Raw genomic sequence first — 18,537 nt, forward strand, 5'->3', positions numbered from 1 at the left:
CTTTATTCTCGATCGATTTTTTCGGCACTGAACGCGTGAATCCTCCGACCCCCGCCATCGTGACCCAGGACGCCGTGCGGCCGCTGCCGCGCTGGGCGCTGCTGCTGCTGTGCCTGGCCTATGTCGTGCCCGGCTTCGTGGCCCGCTCGCCCTGGAAGAACGCGGACGTCACCGCCTTCGGCTACATGATGGAGCTGGCCCGTGGGAACACGCCCTGGATGTCCCCGACCCTGGGCGGCATGGCTCCCGATACCGACGGGCTGCTGCCCTACTGGCTCGGCGCGCTCGCCGTGCGGGCTGCGCCCGGCTGGCTCTCCGCGGAAATGGCCACCCGGCTGCCGTTCGTCGCGCTGCTGGTGCTCACGCTCGTCGCCACGTGGTGGGGCATGTACCACCTCGCGCGCAGCCCTGGCGCGCAGCCGGTGGCCTTCGCCTTCGGCGGAGAGGCCTCGCCCTCCGATTACGCGCGGGCCATGGCCGACGGCGCGCTGCTCGCCCTGCTCGCCTGCCTCGGACTCGCCCAGCTCTCCCACGAGGTCACCAGCTACCTCTCGCAACTGGCCTGCACGGCGCTGCTGTTCTTCGCTGCCGCCTGCCTGCCGCGCCGCCCGCTCATCGCCCTGGCGGCTGCCACCCTCGGCCTGCTCGGGCTGGCGCTGAGCGGCGCACCGACCATGGCGGCCCTGCTCGGCGGCGGTGGCGCGCTGCTGGTGGCCTGCACGGCCCGCGATCCCGGCGAGAGGGACCGGCAGGCCCCCTCCCGCCGCGGATGGCTGTGGGGGCTGGCCCTGGCCGTGCCGGTGCTGCTCGTGGCGGCACTGTCCACTGCGCTGGACCTGTGGCGCTGGCGCATCGTCCAGGAGGGCGAGGCCAAGGAATGGGCGAGCCTCGTGCGCCTGCTGATCTGGTTCTCGTGGCCCGCCTGGCCCCTGGCCCTGTGGACGATCTGGCGCTGGCGCCGGCAGATCCTGAGCCGCACGCTCCACCGCCACCTGCTGCTGCCCCTGTGGTTCGTCGGCGTCACCGTGGCGGGCGCGCTGACCACGAGCCCCGCCGACCGCGCCCTGCTGCTCGGCCTGCCCGCCCTGGCCACGCTGGCCGCGTTCGCCCTGCCCACGCTGCGCCGCGCCATCGCCTCGCTGATCGACTGGTTCACCCTGCTGTTCTTCAGTGTGTCGGCCATCACCATCTGGGTGATCTGGATTTCCCTGCAGACGGGCGTGCCGGCCAAGCCCGCCGCCAACGTGGCCCGGCTGGCTCCGGGCTTCGTCGTCGAATTCTCCCCGGTCGCGTTCGCCCTCGCGCTGGCGGCCACCGCCGCATGGTGCGCGCTGGCATGGTGGCGGGCCTCGCGCAACCGCGCCGAGATCTGGAAGAGCCTGGTTCTTCCGGCCAGTGGCGCCACCCTGGGCTGGCTGCTGCTCATGACACTCTTCCTTCCGTTGCTCGACTATGGACGCAGCTACCGGCCGCAGATGGAGAACCTGGCCCGGGTACTGGGCCCCGAGCCGGGGTGCCTGCTCGCCTATGGGCTGAGCCGTGCGCAGATCGCCGGTCTGCAATCCCACGGTGGCTGGAGCATCCAGCCGGTGGCACTTCCCTCGGAAGTGCGCAGCAGCCGTTGCGAGTGGCTGGTGGCGGACGCCGCCGTGCAGGCCACGGTCCGCGAACTGACCCGCGGCAGCGGCTGGCACCGTACGGCCGTGCTGCCGCGCCCGACCGACAAGAACGACCAGCTCCTGGTGCTGCGGCGCGAGCCCACCGCGGCCGGGCAGCCCTGATGCTGTCCGAGCGCGCCCAGGTCGCGCGCCATGCGGCCACCGTCCTGGCGGGACAGCTCGCCGTGATGGCCTTCGGCGTGACCGACACCATCGTCGCCGGCCGCCATGCGCCCTCCTCCCTGGCCGCGCTCTCGATCGGCTCGGCCGTCTATGTGAGCGTCTATGTCGCCCTCATGGGCGTGCTGCAGGCGCTGCTGCCCATCTGGGCGGAGCAGCGCGGCGCGGGCCACACGGCAGAGATCGGCCGCACGGTGCGCCAGGCCCTGTACCTCTGCGCCCTCGCGAGCCTGCTGGGCATCGCCGTGCTGCTGTCGCCCGGCGCCATCCTGCGCTGGACGGAGGTGCCCGCCGGTCTGCGCGAGGAGGTCGGCCGCTACCTCACGGTGCTGGCCGCGGCCCTGCCGCCCGCCCTGGCCTTCCGGCTCTACACCACGCTCAACCAGGCCCTGGGACGTCCCCAGCTGGTCACCTGGCTGCAGCTGGGTTCGCTGGCCGTGAAGATTCCGCTGTCCATCGGTTTCACCTTCGGTTTCGCCGGCCTGCCCGCCCAGGGCGCCGTCGGGTGCGCCTGGGCCACGCTGGCCGTGAACTATCTGCTGCTGGGTATCGCACTGTGGCTGGTCCGCTCGTCGCCGATGTATGCGCCGCTGGCGCTCTGGAAGCGCATGGAGCGGCCCGACCCATCGCAGATCGGGCGCTTCGCGCGGCTGGGCGTTCCCGCGGGGCTGGCCGTGATGGTGGAGGTCACCTCGTTCACGCTGATGGCGCTGTTCATCGCCCGGCAGGGCACGGTCGCCGCCGCAGCGCACCAGATCGCCTCGAACCTCACTGCCGTGCTCTACATGGTCCCGCTCTCGCTGGCCATCGCCACCAGTGCCCGGGTCAGTTACTGGCGCGGCCGTGCGAACGAGACCATCGCCCGGCAGGTGGCGTGGATGGGCCTGCGCATGGCGGGCACCATCGCCCTCGTCCTGTCGGGCCTGGTCTTCGTGGCGCGCGATGGGCTGGCGGGCCTCTACACGTCCTCTCCCGACGTGCTGGCCATGGCCCGCGGACTGCTGGCCTGGGTGGCGGCCTACCACGTCGCCGATGCGCTGCAGACCTTCTGCGCGTTCGCCCTGCGCTGCTACCGGATCACCATCGCTCCGCTGGCCACCTACGGGGTGCTGCTCTGGGGCGCCGGGCTGCCGGTGGGCTATGTCCTGGCCTATGCGGGCTTTGCCGGGCACCCGCCGCAACAGTCGCCCGCCGCCTTCTGGATCGGCGGGGCGCTGGCGCTGGCCATGACGGCCGCAGTGTTCATTGCGATGCTGGCGAGGGCACTGCGGAAGGCCTGCTCACCGGGCCTGCGCCCGGCTTCGGCAGCGCAGGCTTAGCCGATGTACCGCGCACTGCCGCACTGCGCTGGATGCGGTGCGGCGGGAAGGTGACGGAAAAGACGGAGCCCTTGCCCACGGCGCTCTCGATGCCCAGCGACGCCGAATTGCGCTGCACCACGTGCTTGACGATGGCAAGGCCCAGGCCGGTGCCACCGGTGTCGCGCGAGCGGCTGCGGTCCACGCGGTAGAAGCGTTCGGTCAGCCGCGGAATGTGCACGGCCTCGATGCCGGGGCCCGTGTCCCGCACCGAAAAGCGGGCGCTGCCGTCGGCCAGCGTATCCCAGGCCACGGTGATGCGGCCGCCGGCAGGCGTGTAGCGCACCGCATTGCCGATCAGGTTGGCGAGCGCGCTCTGCAATTCGGCCGCCACCCCGATCAACTGCCCGGCGCCGCGCAGCGACTCTGCCGGCGGGAACTCCAGCACGTGGCCCGCCGACTGGCTGCGGGTGAGCAGCGCGGACAGGCCGCGGGCCTCGTCTTCGCAGCGGCGCAGCAGCGCATCCACCGGCGTGCATTCGGTCAGGCCCGGCGGCGGGCTGCCTTCCAGGCGCGACAGGGTCAGCAGGTCCTGTACCACGCTCTGCATCCGGCCGGCCTGCTGCGACATCATGTTCAGGTAGCGCGCACGCTCCTCCGAAGACAGCGGCAGCGTCTGCAGGGTCTCCACGAAGCCCATGAGGACGGTGAGGGGCGTGCGGATCTCGTGCGACACGTTGGCCACGAAATCGCGGCGCATGGCCTCCGCCTGCTCCAGCGCCGTCACGTCCCGCGACAGCAGCAGCTTGCGGCCGTCGCCGTACGGATGCAGGTGCACGGAAATGCGCACCGGCCGGGACGACGTGCTCTCGCGCCCCTGCAGCACGACATCCCTGGAGAAATCCTGCGCGGCGTAGTAGGCGCTGAACTCGGGGTCGCGCAGCAGGTTGCCGATCGACTGGCCCATGTCGCGCGCGGCATCCAGGCCGAACTGCGTGACCGCGATCTGGTTGCACCACTCGATGTGGCCCTCGGCATCGAGCAGCACCACGCCATTGGGCGTCGCCTGCAGGGCCGCGAGGATCTCCTGCAGGCGCGCGTCGCTGGCGGCGATGTCGGCCTGGTTCTGGCGCAGCAGGCGGCGGGTCCTGTCGGCGGCCTCTCCCCAGATGCCCTTGAGCGAGGGGGAGCGGGACAGGTCGCCGTCACGCAGCCAGCGCAGCACGCGGGCGCCGCGCCAGAGATCCCAGAGGAACCAGAGCCAGACGCCCGCGAAAACGGTCGCCACCGCGCCGTGGAAGCCGCCCCACAGCCAGCCGAGCAGGAGACCGGCGATCTGGAAGGACAGGAAGAAGATGCAACGCCAAACCATGGAATCCGGGAGGGCCCCGCGGGGCCCTCCCCCGTCCGCACTCCGCTGCCTTGTTGTCTGTGATAACGAAAAGAGGGGCCGTCGAGGGGCGGCCCCGGGCGGCGGTCAGGCCCGCATCAGGGCGGCAGGCTGGGCCGTAAGCCGGTAGCCGGCGCCGCGCACGGTCTCCACCATGGCGCCCGCGACGCCCAGGGCCTCGCGCAGGCGCTTGACGTGCACATCCACCGTGCGCTCCTCTATGAAGACATGGTCGCCCCATACCTTGTCGAGCAACTGCGCCCGGCTGTGGACGCGTTCGGGATGCTTCATGAGGTAGTGCAGGAGCTTGAACTCGGTCGGGCCGATCTTGAGCTGCTGGCCCTGGTAGGTCACGCGGTAGGTACCGGCGTCAAGGATCAGGTCGGAGATGGCCACGGTATCGGTGGCCTGCTCGGGCGCCCTGCGCCGCAGCACGGCGCGGATGCGCGCCAGCAGTTCCTGGGTGGAGAACGGCTTGGTGATGTAGTCGTCCGCCCCCGCATCGAGCCCGGCCACCTTGTCCGGCTCGTCGCCGCGCGCCGTGAGCATGAGGATGGGAATCGGCTTGGTGCGCGCGTCCGCGCGCCACTTGCGCGCCAGCTGCAGGCCGCTCTGGCCGGGCAGCATCCAGTCGAGCAGGATGACATCGGGCAGGACCGCGTCCAGCTCGCGCTGGGCGGACTCACCGTCCTCGGACCAGATGGGCTGGAAACCGTTGTGGCGCAGGTTGACGGCGATCAGCTCGGCGATGGCGGATTCGTCTTCGACGATGAGTACGCGGGGAAGTCTCTTCATGGAGAGGCAAACCTTTCAGAGCACGGCCGATTCGATCTCCTCGAGGGCCGTGTGGCGCACGTCCTTGCCCTTGACGAGGTAGATGATGAGTTCGGCGACGTTTTTGGAGTGATCACCGATACGTTCGATGGCCTTGGCCAGGAACAGCAGGTCCAGGCTCGCGGAAATCGTGCGGGGGTCTTCCATCATGTAGGTGATGAGCTTGCGCACGAAGCCGTCGAACTCGCGATCGATGAGGTCGTCTTCCTTCAGGATGGCCACGGCCGCCCTGGTGTCGAGGCGGGCGAAGGCATCCAGGGCCTTGCGCAGCAGGCCCGACGCCAGGTCGGCCGCGACGCGCAGGTCGGTGGTGGGCAGGGATCGGGCGGAGCCGCTCTCGATGATGGACTTGACCATGCGGGCCATCTTGTTGGCCTCGTCGCCCATGCGCTCGAGGTTCGCCGTCGCCTTGGAGAAGGCGATCAGCAGGCGCAGGTCGCGGGCCGTGGGCTGGCGGCGCGCGATGATGGACGAGAGCTCATGGTCGATCTCGACCTCCATCGCGTTCACGCGGTGCTCGGTGGCGGAGACCTGGTCGGCGGCCTCCACGCTGAACTGCGACAGGGCATAGATGGCCTGGCGGATCTGGGATTCGACCAGTCCGCCGAGCTCCATCACGCGGGCGGAAATGCTGTTGAGTTCGCTGTCGAACTGCGAGGAAAGGTGTTTTTCGGGCATGCGGAGTCTCCTGGTCCGGTCAGCCGAAACGGCCGGTGATGTAGTCTTCGGTTTCCTTGCGCTGGGGCTTGAAGAACATCTGCTCGGTCTCGCCGAACTCCATCAGATCCCCCAGGTACATGTAGGCCGTGTAATCGCTGCAGCGGGCCGCCTGCTGCATGTTGTGCGTGACGATCACCACGGTGTATTCGTTCTTCAGCTCGGCGATCAGTTCCTCGACCTTGGCCGTGGAGATCGGGTCCAGCGCCGAGCAAGGCTCGTCGAGCAGGAGCACCTCGGGCTTGATGGCGATGCCGCGCGCGATGCACAGGCGCTGCTGCTGCCCGCCGGACAGGCCCGAGCCGCTCTGGTGCAGCTTGTCCTTGACCTCGCTCCAGAGAGCCGCCTTGCGCAGCGCCCACTCCACGCGGTCGTCCATGTCGGTGGCGTTGAGGCTCTCGAACAGCTTCACGCCGAAGGCGATGTTGTCGTAGATCGACATCGGGAACGGCGTCGGCTTCTGGAACACCATGCCGACCTTGGCGCGGATCAGAGCCACGTCCTGCTTGCTGGTCAGCAGGTTCTCGCCGTCCAGCATGATCTGCCCTTCCGCGCGCTGCTCGGGGTAGAGCTCGTACATGCGGTTGAAGGTGCGCAGCAGCGTGGACTTGCCGCAGCCCGACGGGCCGATGAATGCCGTGACCTTCTTCTCGGGAATGTCCAGGTTGATGCCCTTCAGGGCATGGAACTTCCCGTAGTAGAAGTTCAGGTCGCGAACCGTGATCTTGGAGGCGCCTGCGGTGCCGGTGTTTTTTGTGGACATGGGAATGGGTCCGATCTGTGGCGGATGGTTTGTCTCAGGACTTCTGGCGCGTCAGCACGCGAGCCAGGATGTTGAGGCCGAGCACGGCAAGGGTGATCAGGAACACGCCGGCCCACGCCAGTTCCTGCCAGTTCTCGTAGGGGCTCATCGCGAACTTGAAGATGGTCACCGGCAGGCTGGCCATCGGCTTGGACAGGTCGGCGTTCCAGAACTGGTTGTTGAGCGAGGTGAACAGCAGCGGAGCGGTCTCGCCCGCGATGCGGGCCACGGCGAGCAGCACGCCGGTGATGACACCGGCGCGGGCGGCGCGCAGCGTGACCAGCGTGATCACTTTCCACTTGGGCGTGCCCAGGGCATAGGCGGCCTCCCGCAGGCTGGCGGGCACCAGCATCAGCATGTTCTCGGTCGTGCGGATCACCACCGGGATGACGATGAGCGCCAGGGCCATGATGCCGGCATAGGCGGAAAAGCTCCTGAAGCGCGCCACCACCACGGCATACACGAACAGGCCGATCACGATGCTGGGTGCCGACAGCAGGATGTCGTTCACGAAGCGGGTGGCCGACGCGAGCCAGCTGCGCTTGTCGTATTCGGCGAGGTACACGCCGGCCATGATGCCGATGGGCGTGCCCACGAAGGTGGCCAGCAGCACCATCACGAACGAGCCGAAGATCGCGTTGGAGATGCCGCCGGCCTCGTTGGGTGGCGGCGTCATCTGCGTGAACAGCGTGGCGCTGAGCCCGCCCACGCCCAGGCGGACGGTTTCCCAGAGGATCCAGATCAGCCAGAACACCCCGAACGCCATGGCCGCGAGCGACAGGGCCAGAGCGATGGTGTTCACGCGCTTGCGGCGGGCATAGCGCGCCTGGCGGCGGCTGGCCAGCTCGGCCGCGGAAATGAGTTGCTGCGAGGTGCTCACGAGCGGGCTCCTTCGTTCTTCTGCAGGCGCGACAGCAGCACCTTGGACAGCGACAGCACCACGAAGGTGATGAAGAACAGCACCAGGCCGAGATAGATCAGCGACGCCTGGTGCAGGCCTTCGCCGGCTTCCGCGAATTCATTGGCCAGCGCCGAGGTGATGCTGTTGGCGGCCTGGAAGACCGACAGCGAGTCGAGCTGGTTCATGTTGCCGATCACGAAGGTGACCGCCATCGTCTCGCCCAGGGCACGGCCCAGGCCCAGCATGATGCCGCCCAGCACACCGGTCTTCGTATAGGGCAGGACCACCTTCCACACCACCTCCCAGGTCGTCGAGCCCAGGCCGTAGGCGGATTCCTTGAGCAGCGCGGGGGTGACCTCGAACACGTCGCGCATCACCGAGGCGATGAACGGGATGATCATGATGGCCAGGATGATCCCGGCCGAAAGAATGCCGATGCCCACGGGCGGGCCGGACACCAGGGCGCCCAGGTAGGGAACGCCCGACAGGAGCGACTGCAGGGGCTGCTGCACCCACGTGGCGAGGATGGGGCCGAACACCATCAGGCCCCACATGCCATACACGATGGAGGGCACGGCGGCCAGCAACTCGATGGCGGTGCCCAGGGGCCGCTTGAGCCAGGCAGGGGACAGCTCCGTGAGGAAGAGCGCGATGCCGAAGCTCACGGGCACGGCGATGAGCAACGCGATGACCGACGTGGCCAGCGTGCCGTAGATCATGACCAGGCCGCCGTAGTCGTTCTGCACCGGATCCCAGACGCTGCGGCCGAGGAAGCTCACGCCGTATTTCTGGATGGACGGCCAGGCGCCGATCACGAGCGAGACCAGGATGCCGATCAGCAGTGCCAGGGTCAGCATGGCAGCGCCCCGGGCGAGCAACGCAAAAATGCGGTCCGCCACGGCTCCGGAGAGCAGTGGCGCGCGGGAAGGTGGAGTGGTTCGGGGGGCGCTGGCGCTGCGCTGCAGCGGCGTCGCGGGAGGTGCGGACATGGTGCTGGACACGGGAGGTGGCCTTTTCGGGTTGGCGGCCGCCTCTTCCCGTGCGGGGGAAGAGGCGGTCCGGGGCACTTACTTCAGCGGGATGGCCTTGCCGGAAGCGTCCTTGATCTCATCCCAGGACTTGAGCACGACGGCCTTCACGCTGTCGGGCATGGGCACGTAATCGAGATCGGCAGCGGTCTTGTCGCCGTTCTTGTAGGCCCAGTCGAAGAACTTCAGCGACGTGGCGGCCTGGGCCGACTTGTCCTGCACCTTGTGCATCAGGATGAAGGTGGCGCCGGTGATGGGCCACGATTCCTTGCCCTTCTGGTTCGTCAGGATCTGGTAGAAGCTCCTGGACCAGTCGGCGCCGGCGGCGGCGGCCTTGAAGGCCGAGTCGTCGGGCGAGACGAAGGCACCGTCGGCGTTCTGCAGCTGCACGTAGGTCATCTTGTTCTGCTTGACGTAGGCGTACTCGACGTAGCCGATGGAGTTCGGCAGGCGGCCGACGAAGGCTGCGACGCCTTCGTTGCCCTTGCCGCCGGCACCGGTGGGCCAGTTCACGGCCGTGCCTTCGCCCACCTTGGTCTTCCATTCATCGTTCACCTTCGACAGGTAGTTCGTGAAGATGAAGCTGGTGCCGGAGCCGTCGGCACGGCGCACCGGGGCGATCTGCGCGTCCGGCAGGTTCACGCCGGGGTTGAGGGACTTGATGGCCGGGTCGGACCAACTGGTCACCTTGCCCAGGTAGATGTCACCGAGCACCTGGCCGCTCAGCTTGATCTGGCCGGGGGCGATGCCCTTGATGTTGACGACCGGAACCACGCCGCCGATCACGGTGGGGAACTGCACGAGGCCCTTCTTGGCCAGTTCCTCGTCCTTCAGGGGCGCGTCGGATGCGCCGAAGTCCACCGTCTTCGCCTCGATCTGGCGCAGGCCGGCACCGGAACCGACGGACTGGTAGTTGATCTTGACACCGGTTGCCTTGTTGTAATCGGCCGCCCACTTGGAATACAGGGGGGCGGGGAAACTGGCACCGGCGCCCGTGGCCTCCTGCTGGGCCCACGCGGCGGAGAACGCACCCGCCGAGACGACACCCGACACCAGAATCCGAATCACAGACAGTTTCATGAGGGAACCTCTTGGTTGAAAAGAATCAGTGGTGCGGACTGTAGGAGCGCTTTATGACAGGACTGTGACGCGCCGTCCAGCATGTCACGGACGCGTTTCCCAGGGAAGCCGGCGCTTTGGCAGCTCCGGATGTCATGCGAATGTCATGATTCCGCCTTACGCTGGACATCCGCGACAAGGCTGCATGCCGGTGTTGGCCGGCCTGCCCTGCCCGCCTGTCCGTCCGTGCGGCACCGACCGATCCTCTCAGGCAGACCTAGCCTGCGGGTGCGCGCCCGCTTTGCGCGGGCGCCGACAAAGGGAGTGCTATGCTGCGCCGCCAGAAAAACCAGCGCGCAAGGCGCGACAACATGCACGACGGAACATTGCTCGCCGCGGTGGATCTCGGATCCAACAGCTTTCGCCTCGAAATCGGACGCTTCGAGCACGGGCTGATACGCAGGATCGAATACCTGAAGGAAACCGTCCGCCAGGGCAACGGCCTGGACGAGGAACGCAACCTCACCCCCGATGCCATGCAGCGCGGCTGGGACTGCCTCGCGCGCTTCGCCGAACGCCTCAAGGGCTTTCCGGCCGAGAGGGTGCGCGCCGTCGCCACCCAGACGCTGCGCGAGGCGCGCAACCGCGACGCCTTCCTGCAGCGCGGCAGCGCCCTGCTGGGGCACCCCATCGATGTCATATCCGGGCCCGAGGAGGCCCGCCTGATCTACCAGGGCGTGGCGCACCTGCTGCCCCAGTCCGACGAGCGCCGGCTCGTGGTGGACATCGGCGGCCGCTCCACGGAGCTGATCCTGGGCCATGGCTTCTCGGCCGATACGGTGGCCTCGTTCCGCGTCGGCAGCGTGGCTTGGTCCACGCGCTACTTCCCGCACGGTGCCTTCACCCCCGAGTCCTTTCGCTCTGCGGAGATCGCGGCCAAGGCCGTGCTGGACGAAGCGCTCAACACCTACCGGCCCCAGGCCTGGGACGTGGCCTACGGCTCCTCCGGCACCGCCGGCGCGATCGGCGACATCCTGGCCGTGCTGGGCGGCCCGCCCGGCCTCATCACCCGGTCCGGGCTGGACTGGCTGCAGGAGCAATTGCTGCGCGCCCGCACGGTGGACAAGGTGCGCCTGGAGGGCCTGAAGGAAGACCGCCGGGCGGTGATCGGCGGCGGCCTCAGCGTGCTGCGCGCCGTGTTCGACCTGCTGGAAATCCGCGAGATGCAGGTGGCGCAGGGTGCCTTGCGCCAGGGTGCCCTGTACGACCTGCTCGACCGCGAACTGCATGCCGACGACCTGCGCTCCTCCACGGTGCTCGGGCTGATGGAGCGGTTCCGCGTGGACATGCGGCATGCCGAACGCGTGGCCCGCACGGCCGCCCTGCTCCACCAGCAGGCCTGCCCCGACGGCGCGGAACAGGTCAGCCGCGAACTCGTATGGGCAGCGCAGCTGCACGAAATCGGCTGCATCGTCTCCCATGGCGACCACCACCACCATGGCGCCTATCTCCTGGACCACACCGACGCGGCAGGTTTCTCCGTCTCGGAGCTGCGCCACCTCGGCCGGCTCGTGCAGGGCCACCGGGGCAAGGTGCGCAAACTCGAGGCGGACATCGACGATCCGCGCCTGGCGCACCAGCTCGCCTGCCTGCGCATGGCCGTCGCCCTGTGCCATGCCCGCCGCGATCCGGACCTGGAAGGCGTCGCGCTGGTCCGCGACGGCCACCGCTTCGTCGCGTCGGCCCGCCCCGGCTGGGCTGCGGCCTATCCGCAGTCGGCCCACCTGCTGCGCGAGGAAGGCATCGCCTGGCATAGAACCCCCTGGGAATTCGTGGCCGAATTGCCCTGACGGCATGGCGGCGCACAATCCGCAAAACGTGCAGGCCCATCCATAACGGTATAAACTGTTTATATCGTTTTACTCTGGATAGCCTGCCATGTCCGACACCACCTCTTCCGCTCCCGTCCCTGCTGCCGCCGAAGCGACCTCCACGCCAGCAGCCGCACCGGCATCCGCCGCAAAGCCAGTCAAGCCGGTCAAGCCGGTCAAGCACGAGAAGTCTGCCAAGGCCCCCCGTGCGGCAGGCAAGCGCAGCAGCGCGCCCGCGGCGGCCAAGAGCAAGCCCGCCGCCAGGCAGGCACCCGCCGCGCGCGAGACCAAGGCGAAGAAACCCAAGCTGGTGCGCGACAGCTTCACGATCCCGAAGGAAGAGTACGCCGCGATCGAAGGACTGAAGCAACGCCTGGCCCTGCAGGGCAGGCCCGCGAAGAAAAGCGAGCTGCTGCGTGCGGGCCTCGTGCTGCTGGCCAGCCTGTCGGATGCCGCGCTGGCTAAGGCCATGCAGGCCATCCCGTCCATCAAGACGGGCCGCCCGAAGGCCGAGCCCACCGAGACCACGGCCGCCGCCAAGCCTGCCAAGGCCCCCAAGGTGCGCGCCGCCGGCAAGGCCTGAGAGAGCCGCCCGGGGCAGCTCCGGGAGACCGCGGGTCGCCGGTGCCCGGACTACAGGAAATCCGGCGCCTGCACGGCCATGAGGATGGTTTCGGCCACCTCGGCGCGCGCGCGGTGGCGCAGCCACCACACCGAGCCCTTGCGGATGGCGCAATCCGGGGAATTCAGGCCCAGGAGTTGGGCCGCGGCCTGCCCCAGCATGGGCTGGTGCCCCACGACCAGCACCGCGCCACGCGCGTGCGGCCACTGGGCCAGTTCCAGCAGGTCCGCCGCGGTGCCTCCGGGCAGCAGTTCCGCGCGCAGCTTGTATTTGCGCCCCAGCGCTTTGGCAGTGGCCTCGGTCCGCGCGGCCGGGCTCACCAGCACCCGCAGGCCGTCCGGCAACTGGCGGTCCAGCCAGGCTGCCATGCGCGCGGCCTGCTTCTCGCCCCGGGGCGTCAACGGTCGCTGCAGGTCTTCATCGCCTTCGCGGGGTTCCTCCGCCTCCGCATGCCGCCACAGGATCAGATCCATCATGCCCGGGCCGCCGAGGGCACGGCGCCGGACGGGCCGTAGCGCAGCATCAGCGCCTGCTGGGCGCCGTGGCCGGTCACGGGATGCGGTGCCCGCGCGTAGGAGCCGTCGGGCTGCAGCGTCCAGGCGTCCTTGTCGTCGTGCAGGTAGGCGACCAGGCACTCGTCGATGATCCGCTGGCGCAGTTCGGGATCGTCCACCGGCCAGGCGAGCTCCACGCGCCGCAGCATGTTCCGGTTCATCCAGTCGGCGCTGGACAGCAGCAGTTGCTCCCTGTCCCCCGACCGGAAATAGAACACCCGCGTGTGCTCCAGGAAGCGCCCGATGACGGAGCGCACGCGGATGTTGTCGGCCACGCCCTCGCGCTGCGCGGGCAGCATGCAGGCGCCGCGCACGATCAGGTCGATGCGAGCGCCTTTCTGCCCGGCAGCGACGAGAGCGTTCATGAGCGCCTCGTCGGTCAGGGCATTCATCTTCGCCACGATGCGCGCGTCTTCACCGCGCGCGGCGGCATCGCCCACCTCCGCGATCATTTCCTGCAATTGCCGGTGCAGGTGGAAAGGCGCCATCACCAGGCGCTTGAGCCGGGGCAGCTTGTTCTGGCTGGCCAGGTGGTTGAACACGGCGTCCATGTCGGCCGTCGTGTCCGCATCGGCCGTGAAATAGCTCAGGTCGGTGTAGAGCCGTGCCGTGCGGGGGTTGTAGTTGCCCGTGGAGAGATGCCCGTAGCGGCGCAGCTGCTTGCCCTCGCGGCGGGTCACCAGCAGCATCTTGCCGTGCGTCTTGAGGCCCACCACCCCATACACCACCTGGGCTCCTATGGACTCCAGCGCCTCCGCCCAGTTGATGTTCGCCTCTTCGTCGAACCGGGCCTTCAGCTCCACGACGGCCATCACTTCCTTGCCGCGGCGCACGGCCTCGCGCAGCAGCTCCATCATCTCGGAATCCGCGCCCGTGCGGTAGATGGTCTGCTTGATGGCCAGCACCTGGGGATCGTTCACGGCCTCGCGCAGGAACTGCAGCACGGAGTCGAAACTCTCGAACGGCTGGTGCACCAGGATGTCCCGGCGCCGGATCTGCTCCATGAGCGGCGCGCCGGCCTGCACCTGCCGGGGCCAGGACGCGCGCCAGGGCGGAAACAGCAGCGCGGGCTCGTTGACCAGGTCCACCAGCTGCGTGAGCCGCACCAGGTTCACGGGACCATGGACGCGGAACAGCGCCGCATCGGGCAGCGCGAACTGCGACTGCAGGAAATCGGACAGAAAGCGCGAGCAACTGGCCGACACCTCCAGGCGCACCGCCTGCCCGTAATGGCGGTGCTGCAGACCCTGGCGCAACGCCGTGCGCAGGTTGCGCACGTCGTCCTCGTCCACGGCCAGGTCGGAATGGCGCGTCACCCGGAACTGGGAGAACTCCGTCACCTCGCGCCCGGGGAACAGCTCGCTCAGGTGTGCCCGCACAATGCTGGACAGACTGACGCACTGCGCCCCCTGCGGCGCCACCTTGACGGGCAGCCGCACCAGCCGCGGCAGCACGCGCGGCACCTTGACGATGGCGATCTCGTTCTCGCGCCCGAAGGCGTCGTTGCCCTTGAGCCGCACGATGAAATTCAGCGACTTGTTCGCCACCTGCGGGAAGGGGTGGGCCGGATCCAGGCCCACGGGCACCAGCAGCGGGCGCACCTCGCGCTCGAAATAGTCGCGCACCCAGCGGCGCTGCTCGGGCGAGCGCTCGCCATGGGAGACGATGTGGATGCCCTGCTCCGCGAAGGCGGGCATCAGCGACTCGTTGTAGAGCGCGTACTGGCGGGCCACGAGGTCGTGCGCCTTGGCCGACAGCGCCTCGAAGGACGCGACCGTGTAGGGCCCCTTGGTCTCCCCGCTCTGCGCCGCCGTGATGTGGGGGGCGGCACGCACCTCGAAGAACTCGTCGAGGTTGGACGACACGATGCACAGGTAGCGCAGCCGCTCCATCAGGGGCACGTCGGTGCGCGCCGCCCAGTCGAACACCCGCTCGTTGAACGCCAGGATGCTGTGGTCGCGATTGAGGAACGCGATGCCGGACGCATCGGACAGGGGTTCGGAGGTCGTCAGGAGGTCCTGCGCGCCTGCGGAGGAGGCCGGCTCTGGCGAGGACGTGGGCGAAGAGTGCATGGGTGGCAAATTGTCAGTACCGGAATCAGTTTCAGTATTGGGCTCGACCATGACATTTTCATGACATGTCATCGACGCTGTCACGGACAGATTTGCAACGATCATTCCGGCTCCGGGAAGCGTCACCCGAGGAAGTGCTTGCGGTAGCGGGAAGGAAGGTCCTCGATGCGCATGAGCATCGGCAGGTCGGCGGTGTTGAAGTCGGGGTCCCAGGCCGGCGCGCCGAGCACCCGGGTGCCCAGCCGCAGATAGCCCTTGATCAGCGCCGGGGGTTCCACCGGCAGGGAGCGGTCGAGCTGGTCCACCGGCAGCGGCAGGCGGGGCTGCACCTCGAACTCGGGGGGCGCCATGTAGTTTGCCCTGAGCTGGTTCCAGATGCTGGCGGCGGCATTGCCGCTGAGCACGCCGTTGTGCAGCATGGGAATGCTCGCGCAGCCGATCATCATGTCCAGCCCGTTGCGCACCATGAAGTCCGCCAGCGCGCCCCACAGGGTCATGATGACGCCGCCGTGGCGGTAGTCGGGATGCACGCAGCTGCGGCCGAGCTCCACCATGCGCCCGCGCAGGTGGTTCAGGCGCGACAGGTCGAACTCCGTGTCGCTGTACAGGCCACCGGCACGCTGTGCCTGGGCGGGCGTGAGCACGCGGTAGGTGCCGATGACGGCCCGGGTTTCCACGTCGCGCACGAGCAGATGCTCGCAGTACGCGTCGAACGCATCCACGTCGTGGCCCTGGACGGAGGTGCTCAGCCGAGCACCCATCTCCCCGGCGAACACGAGGTATCTCAGCCGTTGGGCTTCCCGGACTTCGGCCGCGTCGCGGGCCCAGGAGGCCTCGATGGGCGCCAGCGCGCCCTGGCCTTGCCGTGGCGCTGGAATCGCCCCAGGACCCGGTCGATGAAGCGACCTCCGGAAAGGCATGTCTGGGGACAGAGACAGGGTGGGGACAGGAAGGTCGCTCACGAATTACTCCCGGTGAACCGTTGAACCATCGCAGCCCTGCCCGGCAAGGCCGCGCTGGACAATGTCGCAGTGCTGCGTGACATGTCGGTGTCGCTGCGATGGCGCGTTCATGACAGCCACCCGCCGCCGCCGGCCCGCCTGGATGGTGCCGGAGTGATCCCGCGCACGGCATGGCCCTGTGCTCTACTGGATTGCCCTGCCCGCCTGGCAGTGGCCCGCTGCTACACTTTGTAGCCTCTGCCTGCCGCCCGAGGCCGGCTGCCCCTCGTCATGCCCTTCACCAAAGTCCGGTCCCTGCCTGTCCTGGGAACATCTGACGGCCCTGCCGTGGAACGACTCCTGCGCGAGCAGCAGACGCTACTGGACAGTGCCGGCGTGGGCATCGTGTTCATCCGGCAGCGGCAGGTGGTCCGCTGCAATCCCCGCTACGCAGAGATATTCGGCTACGCCTCCATCCGCGAGGCGATCGGGCTGAGCAGCCAGAGCCTCTATCCCAGTTCCGCGGCCTTCCGCACCCTCGGCCGGGCGGCCTACCCCACCCTGTCCCTCGGGCTGCCATACCGCTGCGAATGCCAGATGCGGCGCAAGAACGGCCGCCTCTTCTGGGCCAGCCTCACCGGCCGCCTCATCAACCCCCTGGACACCTCCGAAGGATCGATCTGGATCGTCGATGACATCGACGAGCAGCGCCATGCGCAGATCCGGCTGCATGCGGCCATCCGTGAGAAGCAGGCGCTGTTCGACCACGCGATGGTGGGCATCGCGTTCGTGCGCAACAACCGACTCACCCGCTGCAACCGGCACTTCGAGCAGATGCTGGGCTACGGGCCGGGCGAACTGTCCGAAGGCTCGGCCCGCCAGCGGCATTTCAGCGACGACGACTGGGAAGCCATGCAGCGCCACGGCCACGGCGGGCCTGAGGGAGCAGGCACGGGCTTCACCGGCGAGATGGAACTGCGCGCCAAGGATGGCAGTACCGTCACCTGCGAAGTGCGCAGCCAGCCGCTGGATCCCGTGTTCCCCGAGCAGGGCTGCATCTGCATAGCCATGGATGTGAGCGAGCAGCGCAAGACGCAGGCGGAACTCGCGCGCATGCATGCCGAACTGGAGCACCAGGTCCAGGAGCGCACGCGCCAGCTCAGCGAAACCGTCGAGAGTCTGCACCGGGAGATCAACGACCGCAAGCACGACCAGGAACGCATCTACTGGCTCGCGCACTACGACCCGCTCACCGGCCTGCCCAACCGCACGCTGCTGGCCGAGCGGGCCCAGCATGCGATCCGGGTCGCCCAGGAGAACGGCACGCCGCTGGCGGTGGTCTTCCTCGACCTGGACCATTTCAAGCACGTGAACGACTCGCTGGGCCACCGGGTGGGCGACGCGCTGCTGGTGGAGATCGCCAAGCGCCTGCGCGCCGTGGTGCGCGACCGCGACACGGTCTCCCGCCTGGGCGGCGACGAATTCATCCTGCTGCTGCCCGGCGCCAACGCCCACGGCGCGGCGCGCGTGGCCACCAAGCTGCAGGCAGCCTCGCGCCAGCCCTACCAGATCGGCCATCACGAGCTCACCATGGCGCCCTCGATGGGCATCGCCCTCTTCCCCGACGACGGCAGCGACTTCGACACGCTGACGCAGTCCGCGGACGTGGCCATGTACCGCGCCAAGCTCGACGGGCGCAACACCTACCGTTTCTTCACGCCGGAGATGCAGGCGCAGTCCGTGCGCGCCCTGCTGCTGGAAAACGCGCTGCGCAGGGCCCTGGAGCGCGACCAGCTCCGCCTGCACTACCAGCCGCAGATCACGATCGCCAGCGGCGAGATCCGCAGCGTGGAGGCCCTGCTGCGCTGGAGCCACCCCGAGCTGGGGCCCGTTACCCCGGCCGAGTTCATCCCCATCGCCGAGGACAGCGGCCAGATCCTGCAGATCGGCGAATGGGTGATGCGCACGGCCCTGGCCCAGTTGCAGGCATGGCATGCCATGGGCCTGGAGTGGCTGTCCATGGCCGTCAACCTGTCGGCCCTGCAGTTCCGGCAGCCCCTGCTGCCCGAACTGGTCAGCCGCATCCTGGACGAAACCCGCCTGCATCCCCAGCGCCTGGAGCTGGAGCTGACCGAAGGCGTCGCCGTGGACGATCCGCGGTCGGCCATCGCCACCATGGACCAGCTCCATGCCCGCGGCGTGCGGATGTCGATGGACGATTTCGGCACCGGCTACTCGTCCCTGAGCCAGCTCAAGCGCTTCCAGATCTACAAGCTGAAGATCGACCAGTCCTTCGTCCGCGACCTGGGCGTGGACAGCAATGACCGGGCCATCGTGAGCGCCATCATCCGCATGGCGCAGGCCCTGGGCATGCGCACCACCGCCGAGGGCGTGGAAACGGCCGAACAGCTGGAGTACCTCCGGCAGCAGGGTTGCGACGAGGCGCAGGGCTACTATTTCAGCCGGCCGCAGACCGCGGAGGCCATCACGCCGCTGCTGCGGCAGCGCAAGATACGGCCTGCGGATCCCGCCGGTCCAGTGCAGCCCGCGCACTGAAGCCACGGGCGTGGCGGGCCCACCCGCCTGTGCCGGAAGAGCGTTTTCAGCCCG

The 18,537-nt window shown here is 68.5% G+C and carries 15 protein-coding genes; 5 read left to right on the forward strand and 10 right to left on the reverse strand.

Annotated elements, in window-relative coordinates; genetic code table 11:
* The first annotated feature begins 35 nt into the window (after positions 1 to 35).
* Together BLR05_RS12365 and BLR05_RS12370 are read left to right on the forward strand one after the other, a co-directional pair.
* Positions 36 to 1,781 (forward strand): hypothetical protein, encoded by a 1,746-nt coding sequence (locus BLR05_RS12365; protein WP_167361256.1) that lies wholly within the window; start codon positions 36 to 38, stop codon positions 1,779 to 1,781.
* A complete protein-coding gene (locus BLR05_RS12370; RefSeq protein WP_192883772.1) occupies positions 1,781 to 3,157 on the forward strand; it encodes an MATE family efflux transporter in 1,377 nt (458 codons plus the stop codon). Before BLR05_RS12365 ends, BLR05_RS12370 begins: the two co-directional genes overlap by 1 nt.
* On the opposite strand, the gene phoR is transcribed toward BLR05_RS12370, so the two are convergent.
* The 7 genes from phoR to pstS form a co-directional block, all read right to left on the reverse strand.
* Positions 3,081 to 4,508 carry a phosphate regulon sensor histidine kinase PhoR gene (gene phoR, locus BLR05_RS12375; RefSeq protein WP_092834771.1) on the reverse strand — a complete coding sequence of 476 codons (1,428 nt, stop codon included), beginning with the start codon at positions 4,506 to 4,508 and terminating at the stop codon, positions 3,081 to 3,083. The genes BLR05_RS12370 and phoR overlap by 77 nt on opposite strands.
* Before the next feature lie 105 nt (positions 4,509 to 4,613).
* The gene (phoB, locus tag BLR05_RS12380; protein WP_013594984.1) at positions 4,614 to 5,321 is read right to left on the reverse strand and encodes a phosphate regulon transcriptional regulator PhoB; all 708 of its coding nucleotides are present in this window, start codon (positions 5,319 to 5,321) and stop codon (positions 4,614 to 4,616) included.
* Positions 5,322 to 5,336: 15 nt separating this feature from the next.
* Positions 5,337 to 6,038 (reverse strand): phosphate signaling complex protein PhoU, encoded by a 702-nt coding sequence (phoU, locus tag BLR05_RS12385; protein ID WP_092834772.1) that lies wholly within the window; start codon positions 6,036 to 6,038, stop codon positions 5,337 to 5,339.
* A 19-nt stretch (positions 6,039 to 6,057) separates the two neighbouring features.
* Positions 6,058 to 6,840 (reverse strand): phosphate ABC transporter ATP-binding protein PstB, encoded by a 783-nt coding sequence (pstB, locus tag BLR05_RS12390; protein ID WP_092834773.1) that lies wholly within the window; start codon positions 6,838 to 6,840, stop codon positions 6,058 to 6,060.
* A 34-nt stretch (positions 6,841 to 6,874) separates the two neighbouring features.
* A complete protein-coding gene (pstA, locus tag BLR05_RS12395) occupies positions 6,875 to 7,759 on the reverse strand; it encodes a phosphate ABC transporter permease PstA (protein WP_092834774.1) in 885 nt (294 codons plus the stop codon).
* A complete protein-coding gene (pstC, locus tag BLR05_RS12400) occupies positions 7,756 to 8,769 on the reverse strand; it encodes a phosphate ABC transporter permease PstC (protein ID WP_092834775.1) in 1,014 nt (337 codons plus the stop codon). Before pstC ends, pstA begins: the two co-directional genes overlap by 4 nt.
* Before the next feature lie 78 nt (positions 8,770 to 8,847).
* Positions 8,848 to 9,888, reverse strand: coding sequence for a phosphate ABC transporter substrate-binding protein PstS (pstS, locus tag BLR05_RS12405; protein ID WP_092834776.1), 1,041 nt, complete (start codon positions 9,886 to 9,888; stop codon positions 8,848 to 8,850).
* 350 nt (positions 9,889 to 10,238) lie between these two features.
* Here pstS and BLR05_RS12410 point away from each other — a divergent pair, with 350 nt between their 5' ends.
* The gene (locus BLR05_RS12410; RefSeq protein WP_092834861.1) at positions 10,239 to 11,717 is read left to right on the forward strand and encodes a Ppx/GppA phosphatase family protein; all 1,479 of its coding nucleotides are present in this window, start codon (positions 10,239 to 10,241) and stop codon (positions 11,715 to 11,717) included.
* Between the two features lie 88 nt (positions 11,718 to 11,805).
* Complete coding sequence (locus BLR05_RS12415) at positions 11,806 to 12,321, forward strand: hypothetical protein (protein ID WP_092834777.1); 516 nt, start codon at positions 11,806 to 11,808, stop codon at positions 12,319 to 12,321.
* Positions 12,322 to 12,371: 50 nt separating this feature from the next.
* Here BLR05_RS12415 and BLR05_RS12420 read toward each other — a convergent pair whose 3' ends face one another.
* The 3 genes from BLR05_RS12420 to BLR05_RS12430 form a co-directional block, all read right to left on the reverse strand.
* The gene (locus BLR05_RS12420; protein WP_092834778.1) at positions 12,372 to 12,836 is read right to left on the reverse strand and encodes a SixA phosphatase family protein; all 465 of its coding nucleotides are present in this window, start codon (positions 12,834 to 12,836) and stop codon (positions 12,372 to 12,374) included.
* Positions 12,833 to 14,986: a polyphosphate kinase 1 gene (gene ppk1, locus BLR05_RS12425; protein ID WP_092834779.1), complete on the reverse strand. Its 2,154-nt coding sequence runs from the start codon at positions 14,984 to 14,986 to the stop codon at positions 12,833 to 12,835. The genes BLR05_RS12420 and ppk1 overlap by 4 nt, the downstream gene beginning before the upstream one ends.
* Positions 14,987 to 15,108: 122 nt before the next feature.
* Positions 15,109 to 15,948 carry a GNAT family N-acetyltransferase gene (locus BLR05_RS12430; RefSeq protein WP_092834780.1) on the reverse strand — a complete coding sequence of 280 codons (840 nt, stop codon included), beginning with the start codon at positions 15,946 to 15,948 and terminating at the stop codon, positions 15,109 to 15,111.
* Positions 15,949 to 16,218: 270 nt separating this feature from the next.
* Here BLR05_RS12430 and BLR05_RS12435 point away from each other — a divergent pair, with 270 nt between their 5' ends.
* On the forward strand, positions 16,219 to 18,483 hold the full coding sequence (locus BLR05_RS12435; RefSeq protein WP_092834781.1) for a bifunctional diguanylate cyclase/phosphodiesterase: 2,265 nt from the start codon (positions 16,219 to 16,221) through the stop codon (positions 18,481 to 18,483).
* The last annotated feature ends 54 nt before the right edge of the window (positions 18,484 to 18,537 follow it).

It is taken from the genome of Paracidovorax cattleyae, assembly GCF_900104515.1.
In the GTDB taxonomy this organism is placed as follows: Bacteria; Pseudomonadota; Gammaproteobacteria; order Burkholderiales; family Burkholderiaceae_C; genus Paracidovorax; species Paracidovorax cattleyae.